Genomic DNA, 15,582 nt, shown 5'->3' with positions numbered 1-15,582 from the left:
AAAACATCGCGTCCACGGTCAACCGGGGTCAAGCTGGAGCGCGCGCGATGAACGCCGACCCCGCCCGCATCACTGCGCCCGAGCGCCAGCTGGACGACGCCGACGCGGCGCTCCGCCCGAAGAGCCTCGACGAGTTCGTTGGGCAGAAAGGCGCGCGCGAGAACCTGCGGGTGTTCATCTCCGCCGCCAAGGCGCGCGGTGAGGCGCTCGACCATGTGCTGTTTTTCGGCCCGCCCGGCCTCGGCAAGACCACGCTGGCGCAGATCGTCGCGCGCGAGATGGGGGTCGGCTTCCGCGCCACGTCCGGACCGGTGATCGCCAAGTCGGGCGACCTCGCCGCACTGCTCACCAACCTGGAGGATGGCGACGTCCTGTTCATTGACGAGATCCACCGCCTCAACCCCGCGGTCGAGGAAGTGCTCTACCCGGCCATGGAGGACCGCGCGCTCGACCTGATGATCGGCGAAGGCCCGTCCGCCCGCTCGGTCCGGATCGATCTGCCGCGCTTCACTCTGGTGGGCGCGACCACCCGGCAGGGCCTGCTCACGACGCCGCTGCGCGACCGCTTCGGCATTCCCGTCCGGCTAAACTTCTACACGGTGGACGAGCTGGAGCAGGTGGTACGCCGCGCGGCCCGCCTCCTCGGTGCGGACCTGGCCCAAGGCGGCGCGCACGAGATCGCCCGCCGCAGCCGCGGCACGCCCCGCATCGCCGGCCGCCTGCTCCGCCGGGTGCGCGACTTCGCCCATGCCGCCGGCGCCGACCTGATCGACGCCGCCACCGCCGACCGCGCGCTCACCCGGCTGGAGATCGACGGCCTGGGGCTCGACGCGATGGACCGGCGCTACCTCCTGATGATCGCCGACCTCTATGGCGGCGGCCCGGTCGGGGTGGAAACGCTCGCCGCGGGCCTGAGCGAACCGCGCGACACCATTGAGGACGTGATCGAGCCCTACCTCATTCAATTGGGCCTGATCGCCCGCACCGCGCGGGGCCGCTGCCTCAACGGTCGGGGCTGGACCCACCTAGGATTGAACCCGCCCGCTGGTTCGCAGACCGGCCTGTTCGACGGCAATGGAGTGAAATGATGAGCCTGCCCTTGAGCCTGTTGCTTGCCGCTCAAGCCGCCCCGGCCGCCGCAGCCGCACCTGATTACCGAACGGCCGCCAGCTGGCTTTGCCTACCCGGCCGCCAGGACGTCTGCTCTACCCCGCTCGCGACCACGGCGCTGAACGCCAACGGCTACGGCTCGACCGGCCGCAGCACCGTCGCCGCCAATCCGCCGCTCGACTGCTTCTACGTTTACCCAACCGTATCGCGCGACCGCGGGCTCAACAGCGACCTTCAGGTGAATGAGGAGCGCGGTACCGCGCAGTCCCAATTCGCCCGCTTCGCCGCCGCCTGTCGACCGTTCGCCCCGGTCTACCGCCAGATGACCACGACCGCGATCGCTGCAGTCGCGGCGGGTACGGACATCCGCCCGGCCTTCGGCACTGCCTACGGCGACGTGCGCGCCGCCTTCCGCAACTATCTGGCGACCCGCAATGCCGGCCGACCCTTCGTGTTGGTCGGCCACAGCCAGGGCAGCTGGATGCTGCAGGAACTCATCAAGCAGGAGATCGAGGGCAAGCCAATCGCCCGCCAGATGCGGCTGGCGATCATCCCCGGCTTCAACGTGCTGGTGCCGCAGGGCCGGCTGGTCGGCGGCACCTTCAAGTCGACGCCCCTGTGCAGCCGCCCCGGTGAGACCGGCTGCATCGTCAGCTACGTCAGCTACCGCACCCGCAACGTCCCGCCCGAGGGCGCCACTTTCGGCTTCGCCCCGGTGCCCGGCATGACGGTCGGCTGCGTCAACCCGGCACGGCCCGGCAGCCGCAACTGGGAAAGCCTCGACAGCTATTGGAACACCCGCTCAAGCGTGCCGGTGCCGGGCGGTCCCATCCAGTGGTCCAACCAAGGTCCGCCGCCCTCGCCTTATCTCCGCACCGAAGGCCTGGTCTCCGCGCGCTGCGTCAACGAAGGCCAGCGCGGCTATCTTGAGGTCCGGGTCAACGCCGACCCGCGCGACCGGCGCACCGACCGGATCGGGGGTGAAGTCGGCATCGCCAGCCCGCTGGGGGCGCTGTTCCTGCCCGGGTGGGGCATGCACCTCGCCGACATGAACGCGCCGCAGGGCGACCTCGTCCGGCTGGTGGAAGAGGCCGCCCGCCCCTGATGAGCCTCGACCAGCCCTACCGCGGCGGCTTCGTCGGGCCGGAGCATCGCTTTGCGCTCACCGTGTACTTCGAGGATACGGACACCGCGGGGATCGTCTACTACGCCAACTACCTGAAGTTCATGGAGCGGGCCCGCTCCGACATGCTTCGCGCGGCCGGCGTGGATCAGCGGGCCGCGATGGAACGGGGTGATGGCATGTACGCGGTGGCCGAGGCGAACATCCGCTATCTGCGCCCGGCCAAGCTCGGCGACGACCTGCTGATCCGCTCGGCGGTGGAGCAGGTCCGCGCCGCCTCCGTGCTTATCCACCAGCGGGTGTTCCGCGGCGCGGAACAGCTGACTGACGCGCGGGTCACTGCCGCCTTTCTGACCTTGGACGGCCGCCCCACCCGCCAGCCGCGCGAGTGGGTCGAAGCGTTCGAACGAATTCGTCAGGCGACGGCGTAGCGCTGGCTTGTGCCGTGCGTCACTGCCAGCCACGCCCGCGCCTGGCGCTGCGCTTCCGCGATCTCCCGCGCGGTCATCTCTCCACTGATCTCTGCCCGGCATTCCTGTCCGCGGGCGCTGCCGCCCAGCGCCGCGAGGTTGAACCATTTGTGCGCTTCGATCAGGTCAACCGCTACGCCGGTCTCGCCAGTCGAGTAGGTGACGCCCAGGTCGAACAGCGCGTCCACGTCCCCCCGCTCCGCATCCGCAAGTCGGCTGCGGACCAGAAACTCCGCGGCATGTTGGCTGATCGCCATGAACTTTCCCCCTGTTGTTGGGGTGCAAATTCGGCCCGATTCTCTTCAAATTGGTTAATGGCGAAAAGAGCATGGCGTGAGCGCTGCTCAGACCGGGAAATTGTCGATCAGCCGGGTCGGGCCGATCACCGCCGCGACGATCAGCCGCATCTCGGCCCGCACTTCGGTCAGCGGCTCTAAGCTCGCGGCGTCGACCAGCGCGAAATAGTCGATCCCGGAAAAGCCAGCTTCCAGCAGCCTGCCCCGGCCCTCCGCCAACGCCCCCTCAACTGCGCGGCCACCGCGGATCGCCTCCGCCGCCTCGGCTAGCGCTCGCGGCAGCGCCACAGACCGAGCTCGCTCTTCGTCGCTCAGGTAAGCATTGCGCGACGACAGGGCGAGCCCATCCTCGTCCCGCACCGTCGGTACCCCGACGATCTCTACCGGCAGGGAAAGGTCGCGGACCATCCGCCGGATCACCGCCAACTGCTGGAAGTCCTTCTCCCCGAAGAGCGCCACGTCCGGCGCGACCGCGATCAGCAGCTTGGCCACCACCGTCGCCACGCCCGCGAAGTGACCGGGCCGAGCTTCGCCTTCCCAACGTTCGCTGATCCCGGTCACGCTCACGCTGGTGGCGAACCCATCCGGGTAGAGGTCCCCCGCCCCTGGCAGCCACAATAGGTCGCAGCCGGCCTCTTCCAGCAGCCGGAGGTCGCGCGCTTCCTGCCGCGGGTAGCGGCCGAGGTCCTCGTCCGGTCCAAACTGCAGCGGGTTGACGAAGATCGTGGCTGCGACCCGCTCCGCTTGCCGCTTGGCCTCCTGTACCAGCCGGAGGTGCCCCGCGTGCAGCGCACCCATGGTCGGCACCAGTGCGAGCGTGCCGCGTAACGCCCGCCGGACAGCCGTGACATCTTCACCCGCACGGATGATTTGCACCGCCGACTCCCCCGCATTAAACCCTTGTCGAGCAGGGCGCTTCGTTCGCGCCGGGGGAAAGATCAAGGCCCATGACCAACCCGCACTTCATCGTCTTCGCCAATGAAAAGGGCGGCACCGGCAAGTCCACCACCGCGGTCCATACCGCCGTCGCGCTGGCCGCCTCCGGTCACCGGGTCGGCGTGCTCGATCTCGACAACCGGCAACGCACCACCACCCGCTATCTCGAGAACCGCGCCGCGACCATTCGCCGGCTCGAAACCGAGTTGCCGCAGCCGGCGTTCGGGGTGCTTGAAACGCTCAGCGAAGAAGCGCTCGCCGCCGCGATCGACTGCCTCGCGACCCAATGCGACGTGCTGGTCATCGACACGCCCGGCCGCGACGATCCGGTCGCCCGCGCCGCCATCCTCCGCGCCGACACGCTGGTCACCCCGATGAACGACAGCTTCGTCGACCTCGACCTTATCGGCCAGGTCCACCCCGAGAACTTCAAGATCACCAAGCCCAGCTTCTACGCCGAGCTGATCTGGAACAGCCGCACCAAGCGCGCCAAGGCCGCCGGCAAGAGCGTCGACTGGGTGGTCCTGCGCAATCGCCTCCAGCACATCCAGTCCCACAACCAGCAGCGCGTCGGGGCGGCGATGGACGAACTCGCCCGCCGCGTGGGCTTCCGCGTCATCCCGGGCCTGGGTGAGCGGGTTATCTACCGCGAGCTGTTCCCCAAGGGCCTGACGCTGCTCGACCTCAAACAGCTCGGCGAGGTCGGCATGGGCCATATCGCCGCGCGGCAGGAACTCCGCGAGATGATCGCCGGCCTTGGCGTTCCCGGAGCGGAGCAGGCGCAGGCGGCCTGAAGCGGCACATGCGGTAAGCGCATGTTGAACAAACCGCGCCCTTCCGCGTAGGGGCACCCGCATGACCCACACATTCGATCCCACCATCCTCCGCGAATACGACATCCGCGGAGTCGTCGGCCACACGCTCCACGAACAGGACGCCTACGCGCTTGGCCGCACCTTCTCCGCCCATGCCGCCGAGGAGGGCGTCAAGCGCCTGGCCGTCGGCCGTGACGGGCGCGAGCACTCGCCGCGGCTGGAAGAAGCGCTGATCCGCGGCCTGACCGAAGGCGGCATCGACGTGGTCCGCGTCGGTCAGGGCCCCTCGCCCATGCTCTATTATGCAGTGGCGGAGCTGGACGTGGACGGCGGCATCCAGATCACCGGCAGCCACAACCCGGCCGACTACAACGGTTTCAAGATGCTGCTGCCGAACCGCTCTGTGTTCGGCGAGGAGATCAAGAAGCTGGGGACTCGCGCCGCGGCCGGGCAGTGGTGCGAGGGCCAGGGCCAAGTCACCGATGTCGACATCATGGACCGCTATATCGACCGGCTGGTCCAGGACTTCGCCGGCGGCGCCTTCCGCATCGGGTGGGACGCCGGCAACGGCGCCGCGGGCCCCGCGCTCGAGAAGCTGGTCAAGCGCCTGCCGGGCGAGCACCACACCCTCTACACCGACGTGGACGGGCGCTTCCCCAATCACCATCCGGATCCGACGGTCGAGAAGAACCTTGAGGACCTTAAGCGGCTCGTGGCGGAGAAGAACCTCGATTTCGGCATCGCCTTCGACGGCGACGGCGACCGCATCGGCGCGGTCGACAGCCGCGGCCGGGTGATCTGGGGCGACCAGATCGTTTCCATCCTCGCAGTCCCGGTGCTGCAGGCCGAGCCTGGCGCGACCATCATCGCCGACGTCAAGGCCAGCCAGAAGCTGTTCGACCGCATCGCCGAGCTCGGCGGCAAGCCGCTGATGTGGAAGACCGGGCACAGCCTGATCAAGTCCAAGATGAAGGAAACCCACGCCCCGCTCGCCGGCGAGATGAGCGGCCACATCTTCTTCAAGCACCGCTGGTACGGCTTCGACGACGCACTCTATGCATCCGTTCGGCTGATCGAAGCGGTCAGCGCCTCGGGCAAGAGCCTGACCGAGCTCAAGGACGCGATGCCGCAGAGCATCGTCACGCCCGAGCTGCGCTTCCCCGTCGATGAGAGCCGCAAGTTCGCGGTGATCGACGAGGTGCTGGGCCGCTTGTCGCAGAACGGCGCCAAGGTCGATTCAACCGACGGCGCCCGCGTGATGGACCAGGACGGCTGGTGGCTGCTCCGCGCCTCCAACACTCAGGACGTGCTGGTCGCCCGCGCCGAGGCGCAGGACGAGGCAGGGCTGCAGCGGCTGATGCAGCAGATCGACGGCCAACTCGCGGCCTCCGGCGTGGAGCGGACGGAAGGCGGGCACTAGGCTCGGAGTCTGCCGGGACAGGGAAAGCTACCGCTCCGCGCCGAATGCGAGTAGGCGCGGCGCATGCAAAATCCTGAAATCAATCCGGCGCTCGCGGGAGCGCTGGCTGAACGCGGCTATGACACGCTGACGTCCGTTCAATCCGGCGTAATCGCCGAGGAGGCCGACGGCCGCGATCTGATCGTTTCAGCGAAGACCGGTTCGGGCAAGACCGTCGCCTTTGGCCTGGCCATGGCGGCTCAGCTGCTGGACGGGGAGCGCGCGCCCTGGACCCGCGAGCCGCTCGCCCTGGTGATCGCGCCGACCCGCGAGTTGGCGATTCAGGTCAGCAAGGAACTGCAATGGCTGTACGCGCCTGCCCAGGGACAGGTCGTCACCTGTGTCGGCGGCATGGATCCGATAAAGGAACGGCGTGCGCTGGCGGGCGGCGCCCACATCGTTGTCGGGACGCCCGGCCGCCTCCGCGACCATCTGGAGCGAGGTGCGCTTGATCTGTCCGCACTGCGCGTAGTGGTGCTCGACGAGGCCGACGAGATGCTCGACATGGGCTTTCGCGAGGAGCTGGAAGAGATCCTCGACGCCACGCCGGATGGCCGACGCACCCTGCTGTTCTCTGCCACCATGCCGCGGCCCATCGTGGCGCTTGCCCGGCGCTACCAGCGGAACGCGCTGCGCATCGAGACGATCGGCGAACGCGAGGCCCATGCCGACATCGCCTACCAGGCCGTGGCCGTCTCCCCGACCGATATCGAGCATGTGGTCGTCAACCTGCTCCGCCTGCACGAGGCCGAGACCGCCATTCTGTTCTGCGCCACCCGGGAAGCCGTGCGGCGGCTGCACGCCAGCCTGACCGAGCGCGGCTTCCATGCCGTAGCCCTCTCGGGCGAGCACAGCCAGAACGAGCGCAACAACGCGCTGCAGAGCTTGCGCGACCGGCGAGCCCGGGTGTGCGTGGCCACGGACGTGGCCGCGCGCGGCATCGACCTGCCCTCCGTGTCGCTGGTGATCCACGTCGAGCTGCCGCGCGACGCGGAGGCGCTGCAGCACCGGTCCGGCCGGACCGGCCGTGCCGGGCGCAAGGGGGTGGCGGTGCTCATCGTGCCGTTCCGTCGCCGCCGCAACGTGGAGGCGATGCTGCGCAGTGCCCGGATCACGGCCGAGTGGATCGCTCCGCCCACCCCCGAGCAGATCCGCGAGAAGGACCTGAGTCGGCTGCTTCAGACGCTTTCGGCGCCAATCGAAGCGGACGAGGAAGACCGCCAATTCGCCGAGCAGCTGATGGCGCAGCTATCGCCCGAAGCTATCGCGGCTGCGCTTGTGCGATCGCTCCGCACCGACCTTCCCGCGCCCGAGGACATCCTGCTGCCGGGAGATCGGGACGAGCGCGGCGATGCCGGACCGCGGGCAGGGTTTGAAGGCTCCACCTGGTTCAGGATCAATGCCGGCCGAAGGCACAATGCCGATCCTCGCTGGCTGCTGCCGCTGATCTGCCGCTACGGACACGTCGGCCGCAACGACATCGGCGCAATCCGGGTGGCCGCAAACGAGAGCTACTTCGAGGTCACCCCGCGGGCGACGCCAGGCTTCCTCAAGGCGCTCCGCCGCGCGACGATTGCACCCGAGGACGACGGCTTGGTGATCGAGCCGGCACCGCCCCGTGCAGTCGAGCAAGCTGCCGGTCCCGCTCGCCAGCGCGGGGCCAAGCCCAAGTCCAAGAGAGTCTCCGCGTAGGTGGCCCGGAACCCGGACGGTCCTCGACCGCGCCTGGTGTCTGCTACCAGCGCCACTGGCTCACGGCCTCACCGCTCCAGCATTGCATGCAGCCGGAGTGCGTCGGAGATGGCAGCTGACGATGCCGTGTTGTCGAAAATGCACCACCGCTCGACGGCCCTTCCTTCAGCGCGCCTCAGCTCCTCGGCGTAGGCTTGAAGGCGGTCGCTATAACTTGACCGGTACTTGATCGGTGATCCGTGAAGCCGCCAATACTCCAGCCCTCGCCAGCCGGCCGGAACGGCGGCCTCGGGGCGAATTGCCGGATCGGCAGCGACCCTCGCAACTCCCAGGTCGTTCAGCAGCCCGTCGGGCTCCTTCTCGAACCAACTGGCGTGACGCGGCTCGGCCGCTACGGTCACCGTCGTCCTACGTCGAAGGTTCCGGAGGAAATTGCCGGCGACGTCCCGGTCGAAGGCGAGCTTGGGCGGCAGCTGGAGCAGCAGAATCGCGAGCTTGTCGCCAAGCGTTTCGACCTGCGCAAGGAAGTCGCTGACGAGCTCAGTGCAATCCACCAGCTTCCGCTCGTGCGAGATGGTCTTGGGCATCTTGACCGAAAACCGGAAACCCTGAGGCACGCTGTCCCGCCAACGCGCCCAGCTGGCGGGGCGATGCGATCGGTGGAAGGAGCTGTTGATCTCCGCCGCGGGCAAGACTCCGGCATAGCGTTCGAGGTTGCTGCCGCTGCCCGGAAAGGACGGGCTCGCTTCAGCCCCAATCGACCAGCCGGCGGTGCCGATCCGCACCTGGACGGGCACCTCGTCAATCGTCGTCGTCATCCTCGTATCCGACCAGGTTCAGTTCGCGCGCCTTGATCTGGTGGAGCTGGCACCAGTGCATCAGCGCGTCCTCGCGACCGTGGGTGATCCAGACCTCTTTGGGCGCGACTTCGCGGATTGTGGCGGTGAGTTCGTCCCAGTCAGCGTGGTCGGAGATGATCAGCGGGAGTTCGACATTCTTCTGCCGAGCGCGCTGGCGGATGCGCATCCAGCCCGAGGCCATGGCGGTGATCGGCTCGGGCAGCCGCCGCGACCAGCGGTCGTTGAGCGCGCTCGGCGGACACATCACGATCTTGCCGGCCAGCTCCGCCTTGCTCGCGCCGGTCGCGGGCCTGAGCTCGCCCAGCCGGATGCCGAGCTCCTCGTACAGCCGGCACAACCGCTCGAGCGCGCCATGATAGTAGATCGGCTCCTCATGTCCGTGACGCCGGGTTTCCGCGATCACCCGCTGCGCCTTGCCCAGCGCATAGGCCCCGACCAGCACGCAGCGCTCCGGATTGTCGGCCAGCCGGCCCAGCAGCCGGTCGACCTCGCCGCCGACCTCCGGATGACGGAACACCGGCAGGCCGAAGGTCGCCTCGGTGATGAAGATGTCGCACGGCACCGGCAGGAACGGCTCGCAGGTCGGGTCCTCGCGGCGCTTGTAGTCGCCCGAGACCACCACCCGCTCGCCGCCCCAATCGAGAATGATCTGCGCCGACCCAAGCACATGGCCCGCCGGCACGAAGCTGACCTCCACCTCGCCGACCGTGACGCTCTGGCCGTATTCGACCGGGCAGCCGTTCTGTGTCCCGTAGCGCGTGCCCATGATCGCAAGCGTGTCGGGCGTGGCCCATACCGTGCCATGCCCTCCGCGGGCATGATCGGCATGGCCGTGGGTGACCAGCGCGCGTTGGGTGGGCTGCGACGGGTCGACCCAGGCGTCGGCGGGGCGCACGTAGATGCCTTGGGGAAAAGGCTCGATCCAGGAACCCAGACGGGGCATCGCGCACTTAAGGAGTGAACGGCGGCTTGGTTCCGCCGCCGCAACGGAGAAGCGACATGGCCGAAGGCAGCGACGTCAATTACTGGAACCTGGTGACCCTCCTTGGGCCGATCGTTCTTCTCGCCGTGATCATCTGGGCGGTGATCCGCAACAAGAAGTCCCGGGTCGACCAGCGCACCACCGAGGAAGGCACTCGCCGTGTGTACGAAGAGGAGCAGCGGATCCACGAGCGGGATCCCGGCAGCGGCCTCTGAGCGGAGCTGACCTCCCGCGGGTCGTAGCCGATTGGTTCGTCGGCCGCGGCTGGCAGGCGCGCCGTCACCAGCTCGAGATGCTCGATCGTGCCCGCGCCGGGCGGCACGCGTTACTCGTGGCCGCGACGGGTGCGGGCAAGACGCTGGCGGGCTTCCTGCCGACCATCTGCGATCTGGCAGAGACGCCGGCCGAGGGGCTGCACACCCTCTACATCTCGCCCCTAAAGGCGCTGGCGGTCGACGTTCAGCGCAATCTGCTCACCCCCATTGAGGAGATGGGGCTCCCGATCCGCGTCGAGGTGCGCAGCGGCGACACTCCGTCCGACCGCAAGGCGCGACAGCGCGCGCGCCCGCCGCAGGTGCTGCTGACCACGCCGGAGTCGCTCAGCCTGCTGCTGAGCTATCCCGACAGCTTCACGATGTTCGCGGGCGTTCGGAACATCGTCATCGACGAGATCCACGCCTTTGCCCGGGACAAGCGCGGCGACCTGCTCGGCCTGTCGCTGGCGCGCTTGCAGGCGATCGCGCCCGCCATGCGCCGCGTCGGCTTGTCCGCCACCGTCAGCGACCCCGACGCCTACCGCCACTGGCTCGCCCCCGATGCCGACGAGACGCTGGTCGATCTGGTGCAAGGCGACCCCGGCGCCGAGCCGCACCTGTCGATCCTCCTGCCCGAGGACCGCATCCCCTGGTCCGGCCACTCGGGCCGCTACGCCGCCAAGCAGGTCATGAAGCTGATCGAGCAGCACAAGACCAGCCTGGTTTTCTGCAATACCCGCGGCTTAGCCGAGCTGATCTTCCAGGACCTGTGGCGGGTCAACGAGCAATCGCTGCCGATCGGTGTCCACCACGGCAGCCTGGCACTGGAAGCGCGGCGCAAGGTGGAGGCGGCAATGGCCGACGGGCGACTGCGCGCGCTGGTCTGCACCTCCAGCCTCGACCTCGGCATCGACTGGGGCAATGTCGAGCTGGTGCTGCAGATGGGGGCACCCAAGGGCAGCTCGCGCCTGCTCCAGCGGATCGGCCGCGCCAACCACCGGCTGGACGAGCCGAGTGAAGGCACCATCGTGCCGGGCAACCGCTTCGAGTATCTGGAGGCGCGCGCGGCGCTCGACGCGGTGGACGCGGGTGAGCTCGATCCCGAGATCTTCCGCCCGGGCACGCTCGATACGCTCGCCCAGCACATCCTCGCCTGCGCCTGCGCCGCGCCGTTCGAGCAGGGCGAGCTGCTCCGCGAGATCCGCTCCGCCGCGCCCTACGCTGGCCTCTCCGACGAAGTATACGAACGCGTTCTCCAATATATCGCTACCGGCGGCTACGCCCTGCGTGCCTACGACAAGTTCCGCAGGCTGGTGGAGGATAGCCCGGGCCACTGGCGCATCACCAAGCCCGCCGTGGCGCTCCAGCACCGGATGAACGCCGGCATCATCGTGGACAACCCGATGATGGACGTGCGCTTCAAGAACGGGCGCATGCTCGGGCGCGTCGAGGAGGGCTTCGCTTCCACGCTGTCGGTCGGCGACCACATCTTCTTCGCGGGGCTCAGCCTGGAGATCGAGCGGTTCAAGGACAGCGACATCGTTGTCCGCGCCTCCAAGCACGAAGCCCGGCTGGTCACCTACGGCGGCCAGCGGATGAGCATGACCACCCACCTCGCCGACCGGGTGCGCGCGTTCCTCGCCAGCTCGGCCGAATGGCACCGCTTCCCCGACGACGTGCGCGAATGGCTGGAAGTGCAGGAGCGCCGCTCCCGTCTGCCGCAGCCGGACGAGCTGCTGGTGGAGACCTTCCCGTTTGAAGGCCGCCACTACATGGTGATGTACAGTTTCGAAGGCTGGAACGCGCACCAGTCGCTCGGCATGCTGATCACCAAGCGGATGGAAAAGGCCGGCCTCAAGCCGCTCGGCTATGTCGCCAACGATTACGCCATCGCCATCTACGGTCTGGAGCCGATCGACGACCCGGCGCCGCTGCTCTCCCCCGACATCCTTGAAGGCGAGTTCGTCGAGTGGGTCGAGCAGTCCATGCTGCTGAAACGCGCGTTCCGCGAGGTGGCGGTAATCGGCGGCCTGGTCGAGCGCCAGCACCCCGGCAAGCGCAAGACCGGCAAGCAGGTGAGCTTCTCCACCGACCTCATCTACGACGTGCTCCGCAAGTACGAGCCCGAGCATCTATTGATGAAGGCCGCGTGGGAGGACGCTCGCGCCCGGATGACGGAGCTCGGCCGCCTCGCCCGGCTGGTGGAGCGCGCGGCGGACCAGATGGTCCACGTGCCCGCCGATCGGGTCACGCCGATGGCCGTGCCGCTGATGGTGGTGATCGGCCGCGAAGCGCTGCCTGGCGGGGGGGACGCGGAGGACTCGCTGCTGATCGAGGCGGAAGCGCTCGCGCAGGAGGCGATGCGGCTGGACTAGCGAAACGGGGGAGGTACAAGACGCCATGCGCTTGCTCCTGCCCGTCCTTCTCGCCCCCGCCCTGTCCGGCTGCGTCGTCGGCACCATCGCCAGCACCGCGGTGGATGTCGCCACCCTGCCGGTGAGGGCAGTCTCGGCCGGCGTGGATGCGGTCACCACCAGCCAGTCCGAGGCCGACCAGAAGCGCGGGCGCGAACTGCGGAAGGAAGAAGAGCGTCGTGGCCGCGAAGCGCGGCGGATGGCCGAGCGATGCCGCAAGGGCCGCCCGCTGCCGACAGACGTATGCGGGACGGTTTTGCCGCGCTAAGCGCGGGCATGCGCTACTTCCTGGATTGCGAATACAACGGCTTCGGCGGCGAGCTCCTGAGCCTCGGCCTGGTGCCCGAAGAGCGCGGCGGGGAGGAGTTCTACGTGATCCTCGCCGTGACGACACCGCTTAACAACTGGGTGCAGCGCAATGTCGTGCCCTACCTGGATCATGTGCCGGAGGGCCACAAAGGTCTGCCGCTCGAGCGTGAGCAGGCAGCCATCCTGCTCGCCGCTTGGCTGACCGGCTTCGCGGAGGTGGAGATCGTTGCCGACTGGCCCGAGGACATCGCCCTGTTCTGCCGGCTCATCACGATCGGGCCAGGGCGAATCGCGCCGATGCCGCGGCTCAGCTTCACCCTGATGCGCCTGCCCGGCTTCTCGACCGCGGCCAACAGCGCCGTTCCCCACAATGCGCTTCACGATGCCCGGTCATTGCGCGACCATGTTCTTAGCCACTTGGAATAAGATCCGTTCTGCGCCAGAAGCCCTGCAATGGTTCCCCTTTCGTTCGCCGGTCACAACTTCCTCGCCGATCCGCAGGGCGCCATGTTCTGGCCGGCGGAGAAGGCGCTGTTGGTCGCCGACCTGCACCTTGAAAAGGCGAGCTGGTTCGCCCGGGTCGGCCAATTCCTGCCGCCCTACGATAGCCAGCAGACGCTGGCCGCGCTGACCGAGCTGGTCGATCGCACCGCGCCTGAGCGCCTCTACTGCCTGGGCGACAGCTTTCACGACCGGTTCGGCTGCGACCGCCTGCCCGACGCTGCACGCGCCATGCTGCTGGCGCTCACCGGGCGGCTCGACTGGGTGTGGATCCTCGGCAACCATGACCCTGGCTTTGCCGACCATTGTGGTGGCCGGCTGGTCGAGGAAGCTCATGTCCGCGGCCTGACCCTGCGTCACGAAGCCGACCCGCGCGATCCCACGCCCGAGATCAGCGGCCATTATCATCCCAAGCTGCGGCTGCAGCTGCGCGGCAAGCATGTCTCGCGCCGTTGCTACGTTGCGTCGGAGGCCAAGCTGATCCTGCCGGCATTCGGCTCGCTAACGGGCGGGCTCGACGCCCACCATCCGGAGATCCGCAGCAAGGTGGGTGGACAGGCCGCGGCGCTGGTGCCGGTAGCCGATCGCCTGCTGCGCTTCCCCATTGCCGCCTAGCCGCTTGCCGCCAACATGAAGGGCAGTCAGATCAAGCGTGCCGGGATCAGCCCGCGCACCATGTTCCCGATGTAGAATCCGCCTGCCAGATCCGCCGGCGTGAGTTCCGCCTCCTCCGCCCGGCCCTCGTCGAGGAGCTTGGCGCGCAATATCCCGGGAACAAGCCCCCGCGAGCAGGGCGGCGTCAGCAGCTTCTCCCCGCGCTCGACGAAGATTGACGTGAAGGTGCCTTCCGTCAGCTGCCCTGCCCTGTCCACGAACAACGTCTCGTAACCACCGCCGGCGCGGCGGGCATCGTCGTAGAACGCGCGGTCGGTGGTCTTGTAGCGAAGGCGGTAGTCGTCCGAATCGACCGGCAGCGCGCACACTGCGACCGGCACGGGCAGCTCGTCCGGCTCCGGTATGCCCCGGAGTTCCACCGCCATGGTTCCGGTGGGCGAAAGCAGCATCCGCGCCATTCCCGCCCCTTTGCGCCCGAAGGTCGCCGCTTGAAGCTCGTTACGAGCGGCGTGGCGGTCGTACGCAAACCCGAGTGCCTGCGCCGCTTCGCCCAGGCGACGAAGGTGACGGTCCAGCTCGATGATGCCCTCCTGCGGGTCGAAGCGCATGGTCTCGATCAGATCGATGGGCGGACAGGAACGTGTCACGAAAGCCCCTTTGGCAATGCACTCCCGCCACTCATCGTATGGCTCGCTGTCCACCACAAGCCCCGATCCGAGCCCAAGCCGCGCGCGTCGGGCATTCGACCCGATCCCCAGCGTGCGGATCAACACATTGAACGCGGCGTTCCCTCCCGGCTCGATCCAGCCCATCGCACCGCAGTAAGCGCCGCGAGCCTCCGGCTCGAGCCGCCGCAAAGCTCTCATCGCCGCGATCTTGGGTGCTCCGGTTACCGAGCCGCACGGGAAGATGGTGCGCAATACATCCACTCCGTCCAGCCCAGGACGAAGGCGGGCCGTCACGCGGCTGATCATCTGCCGCAGCGTGGGGTAGGTCTCGACCGCAAACAGCTCGGGCACGTCAACGCTGCCCGGGACGGCCACCCGTGCCAGGTCGTTGCGCAGCAGGTCGACGATCATCAGGTTCTCGGCCCGCTGCTTGGGATCGTCGCGGAGGGTATCGGCAGGCACGCTGAGCGGTGCGGTGCCCTTCATCGGCTTCGCCTCGATGACCCCGTCGCGAACCGTGAAAAACTGTTCCGGGCTGAGCGACAGCAGCCAGCCTTCCGGATGGCGCAGCATCCCGCCCCAACCCGCGGCCGAGCTCCCGCGCAAGCGCGCATAGAGCGCCAGCGGATCGCCGGCGACCGCCAGCTCGCAGGCGAAGGTCAGATTGGCCTGGTAGAAGTCCCCGGCGAACAAATGCTCCCGGACCCGCGCCGCGGCGAGGAGGTAATCTCCTTGGGCGGTGCGGGGCTTGGGCGGGGACGCGTACGCGCCGGCGGGATCGGGCAGCCAAGCCGGGGCATCGACCTCGTGATACCCGTCGAACAATCCGAACCATAGCAGCGGCCCATCGCCCTGCCGCGCCGATGCCGCCAGCGCGGGGTCAAGCGCGTAGCCCGCTTCGTAGGCAAGGTACCCCGCCGCATGCGCACCAGCGCGCGCCGCCTGCTGCAGACGGTCGAGCGCCGGCCGCACGTCTGCCATGCTCCGTGCGACGATCTGCTCGCTCGACCCCGTGTAGAGCCGTGCCCGCCCGCCGGACCGGGCATCATCGAACAGCACAAAGGGTTCGCTCATCACC

General features: G+C 68.3%; 16 protein-coding genes. 11 read left to right on the top strand and 5 right to left on the bottom strand.

The window, feature by feature from the left end; genetic code table 11:
* Positions 1-47: 47 nt before the first annotated feature.
* The 3 genes from ruvB to QZX62_RS10100 are packed head-to-tail and all read left to right on the top strand — an operon-like array spanning position 48 to position 2,664.
* Complete coding sequence (ruvB, locus tag QZX62_RS10110) at positions 48-1,088, top strand: Holliday junction branch migration DNA helicase RuvB (protein ID WP_294174162.1); 1,041 nt, start codon at positions 48-50, stop codon at positions 1,086-1,088.
* Positions 1,088-2,215, top strand: coding sequence for a DUF3089 domain-containing protein (locus QZX62_RS10105; RefSeq protein WP_294174159.1), 1,128 nt, complete (start codon positions 1,088-1,090; stop codon positions 2,213-2,215). Before ruvB ends, QZX62_RS10105 begins: the two co-directional genes overlap by 1 nt.
* The gene (locus QZX62_RS10100) at positions 2,215-2,664 is read left to right on the top strand and encodes a YbgC/FadM family acyl-CoA thioesterase (RefSeq protein WP_294174158.1); all 450 of its coding nucleotides are present in this window, start codon (positions 2,215-2,217) and stop codon (positions 2,662-2,664) included. The genes QZX62_RS10105 and QZX62_RS10100 overlap by 1 nt, the downstream gene beginning before the upstream one ends.
* Here the strand turns inward: QZX62_RS10100 and QZX62_RS10095 are convergent.
* The gene (locus tag QZX62_RS10095; protein WP_294174157.1) at positions 2,649-2,960 is read right to left on the bottom strand and encodes a hypothetical protein; all 312 of its coding nucleotides are present in this window, start codon (positions 2,958-2,960) and stop codon (positions 2,649-2,651) included. The genes QZX62_RS10100 and QZX62_RS10095 overlap by 16 nt on opposite strands.
* Positions 2,961-3,047: 87 nt before the next feature.
* Positions 3,048-3,875: a pantoate--beta-alanine ligase gene (panC, locus tag QZX62_RS10090; protein WP_294174155.1), complete on the bottom strand. Its 828-nt coding sequence runs from the start codon at positions 3,873-3,875 to the stop codon at positions 3,048-3,050.
* 71 nt (positions 3,876-3,946) lie between these two features.
* Here panC and QZX62_RS10085 point away from each other — a divergent pair, with 71 nt between their 5' ends.
* The 3 genes from QZX62_RS10085 to QZX62_RS10075 all read left to right on the top strand — a co-directional run bounded on the left by QZX62_RS10085 (position 3,947) and on the right by QZX62_RS10075 (position 7,901).
* The gene (locus tag QZX62_RS10085) at positions 3,947-4,729 is read left to right on the top strand and encodes a division plane positioning ATPase MipZ (protein ID WP_294174153.1); all 783 of its coding nucleotides are present in this window, start codon (positions 3,947-3,949) and stop codon (positions 4,727-4,729) included.
* A gap of 61 nt (positions 4,730-4,790) precedes the next feature.
* Positions 4,791-6,170, top strand: coding sequence for a phosphoglucomutase/phosphomannomutase PgmG (pgmG, locus tag QZX62_RS10080; RefSeq protein ID WP_294174152.1), 1,380 nt, complete (start codon positions 4,791-4,793; stop codon positions 6,168-6,170).
* A 63-nt stretch (positions 6,171-6,233) separates the two neighbouring features.
* Positions 6,234-7,901, top strand: coding sequence for a DEAD/DEAH box helicase (locus tag QZX62_RS10075; RefSeq protein ID WP_294174151.1), 1,668 nt, complete (start codon positions 6,234-6,236; stop codon positions 7,899-7,901).
* Positions 7,902-7,969: 68 nt separating this feature from the next.
* Here the strand turns inward: QZX62_RS10075 and QZX62_RS10070 are convergent, their stop codons facing one another.
* Positions 7,970-8,719, bottom strand: a complete 750-nt coding sequence (locus QZX62_RS10070; protein WP_294174149.1) for a DUF72 domain-containing protein — start codon at positions 8,717-8,719, stop codon at positions 7,970-7,972.
* Positions 8,703-9,704: a ligase-associated DNA damage response exonuclease gene (locus QZX62_RS10065; RefSeq protein WP_294174148.1), complete on the bottom strand. Its 1,002-nt coding sequence runs from the start codon at positions 9,702-9,704 to the stop codon at positions 8,703-8,705. Before QZX62_RS10065 ends, QZX62_RS10070 begins: the two co-directional genes overlap by 17 nt.
* Before the next feature lie 56 nt (positions 9,705-9,760).
* Between QZX62_RS10065 and QZX62_RS10060 the strand changes: the two genes are divergently transcribed.
* From QZX62_RS10060 to pdeM, 5 genes are read left to right on the top strand one after another with little or no spacing between them, the layout of a single operon-like run.
* Positions 9,761-9,958 carry a hypothetical protein gene (locus QZX62_RS10060; protein WP_294174239.1) on the top strand — a complete coding sequence of 66 codons (198 nt, stop codon included), beginning with the start codon at positions 9,761-9,763 and terminating at the stop codon, positions 9,956-9,958.
* Positions 9,955-12,372 (top strand): ligase-associated DNA damage response DEXH box helicase, encoded by a 2,418-nt coding sequence (locus QZX62_RS10055; RefSeq protein WP_294174233.1) that lies wholly within the window; start codon positions 9,955-9,957, stop codon positions 12,370-12,372. Before QZX62_RS10060 ends, QZX62_RS10055 begins: the two co-directional genes overlap by 4 nt.
* A gap of 25 nt (positions 12,373-12,397) precedes the next feature.
* Entirely contained in the window at positions 12,398-12,679 is a 282-nt protein-coding gene (locus tag QZX62_RS10050) for a hypothetical protein (protein ID WP_294174147.1), read from the top strand.
* 8 nt (positions 12,680-12,687) lie between these two features.
* On the top strand, positions 12,688-13,146 hold the full coding sequence (locus tag QZX62_RS10045; protein ID WP_294174146.1) for a hypothetical protein: 459 nt from the start codon (positions 12,688-12,690) through the stop codon (positions 13,144-13,146).
* Between the two features lie 27 nt (positions 13,147-13,173).
* Positions 13,174-13,836 carry a ligase-associated DNA damage response endonuclease PdeM gene (pdeM, locus tag QZX62_RS10040; RefSeq protein WP_294174145.1) on the top strand — a complete coding sequence of 221 codons (663 nt, stop codon included), beginning with the start codon at positions 13,174-13,176 and terminating at the stop codon, positions 13,834-13,836.
* Between the two features lie 26 nt (positions 13,837-13,862).
* Here pdeM and QZX62_RS10035 read toward each other — a convergent pair whose 3' ends face one another.
* Positions 13,863-15,578: a chorismate-binding protein gene (locus QZX62_RS10035; protein ID WP_294174144.1), complete on the bottom strand. Its 1,716-nt coding sequence runs from the start codon at positions 15,576-15,578 to the stop codon at positions 13,863-13,865.
* Positions 15,579-15,582: the final 4 nt, after the last annotated feature.

The organism is uncultured Sphingomonas sp., from assembly GCF_902806265.1.
Taxonomy (GTDB): Bacteria; Pseudomonadota; Alphaproteobacteria; order Sphingomonadales; family Sphingomonadaceae; genus Sphingomicrobium.
Note: the sequence above shows the minus strand (reverse complement) of the source record. Positions and strands in the feature narration are given on the sequence as shown.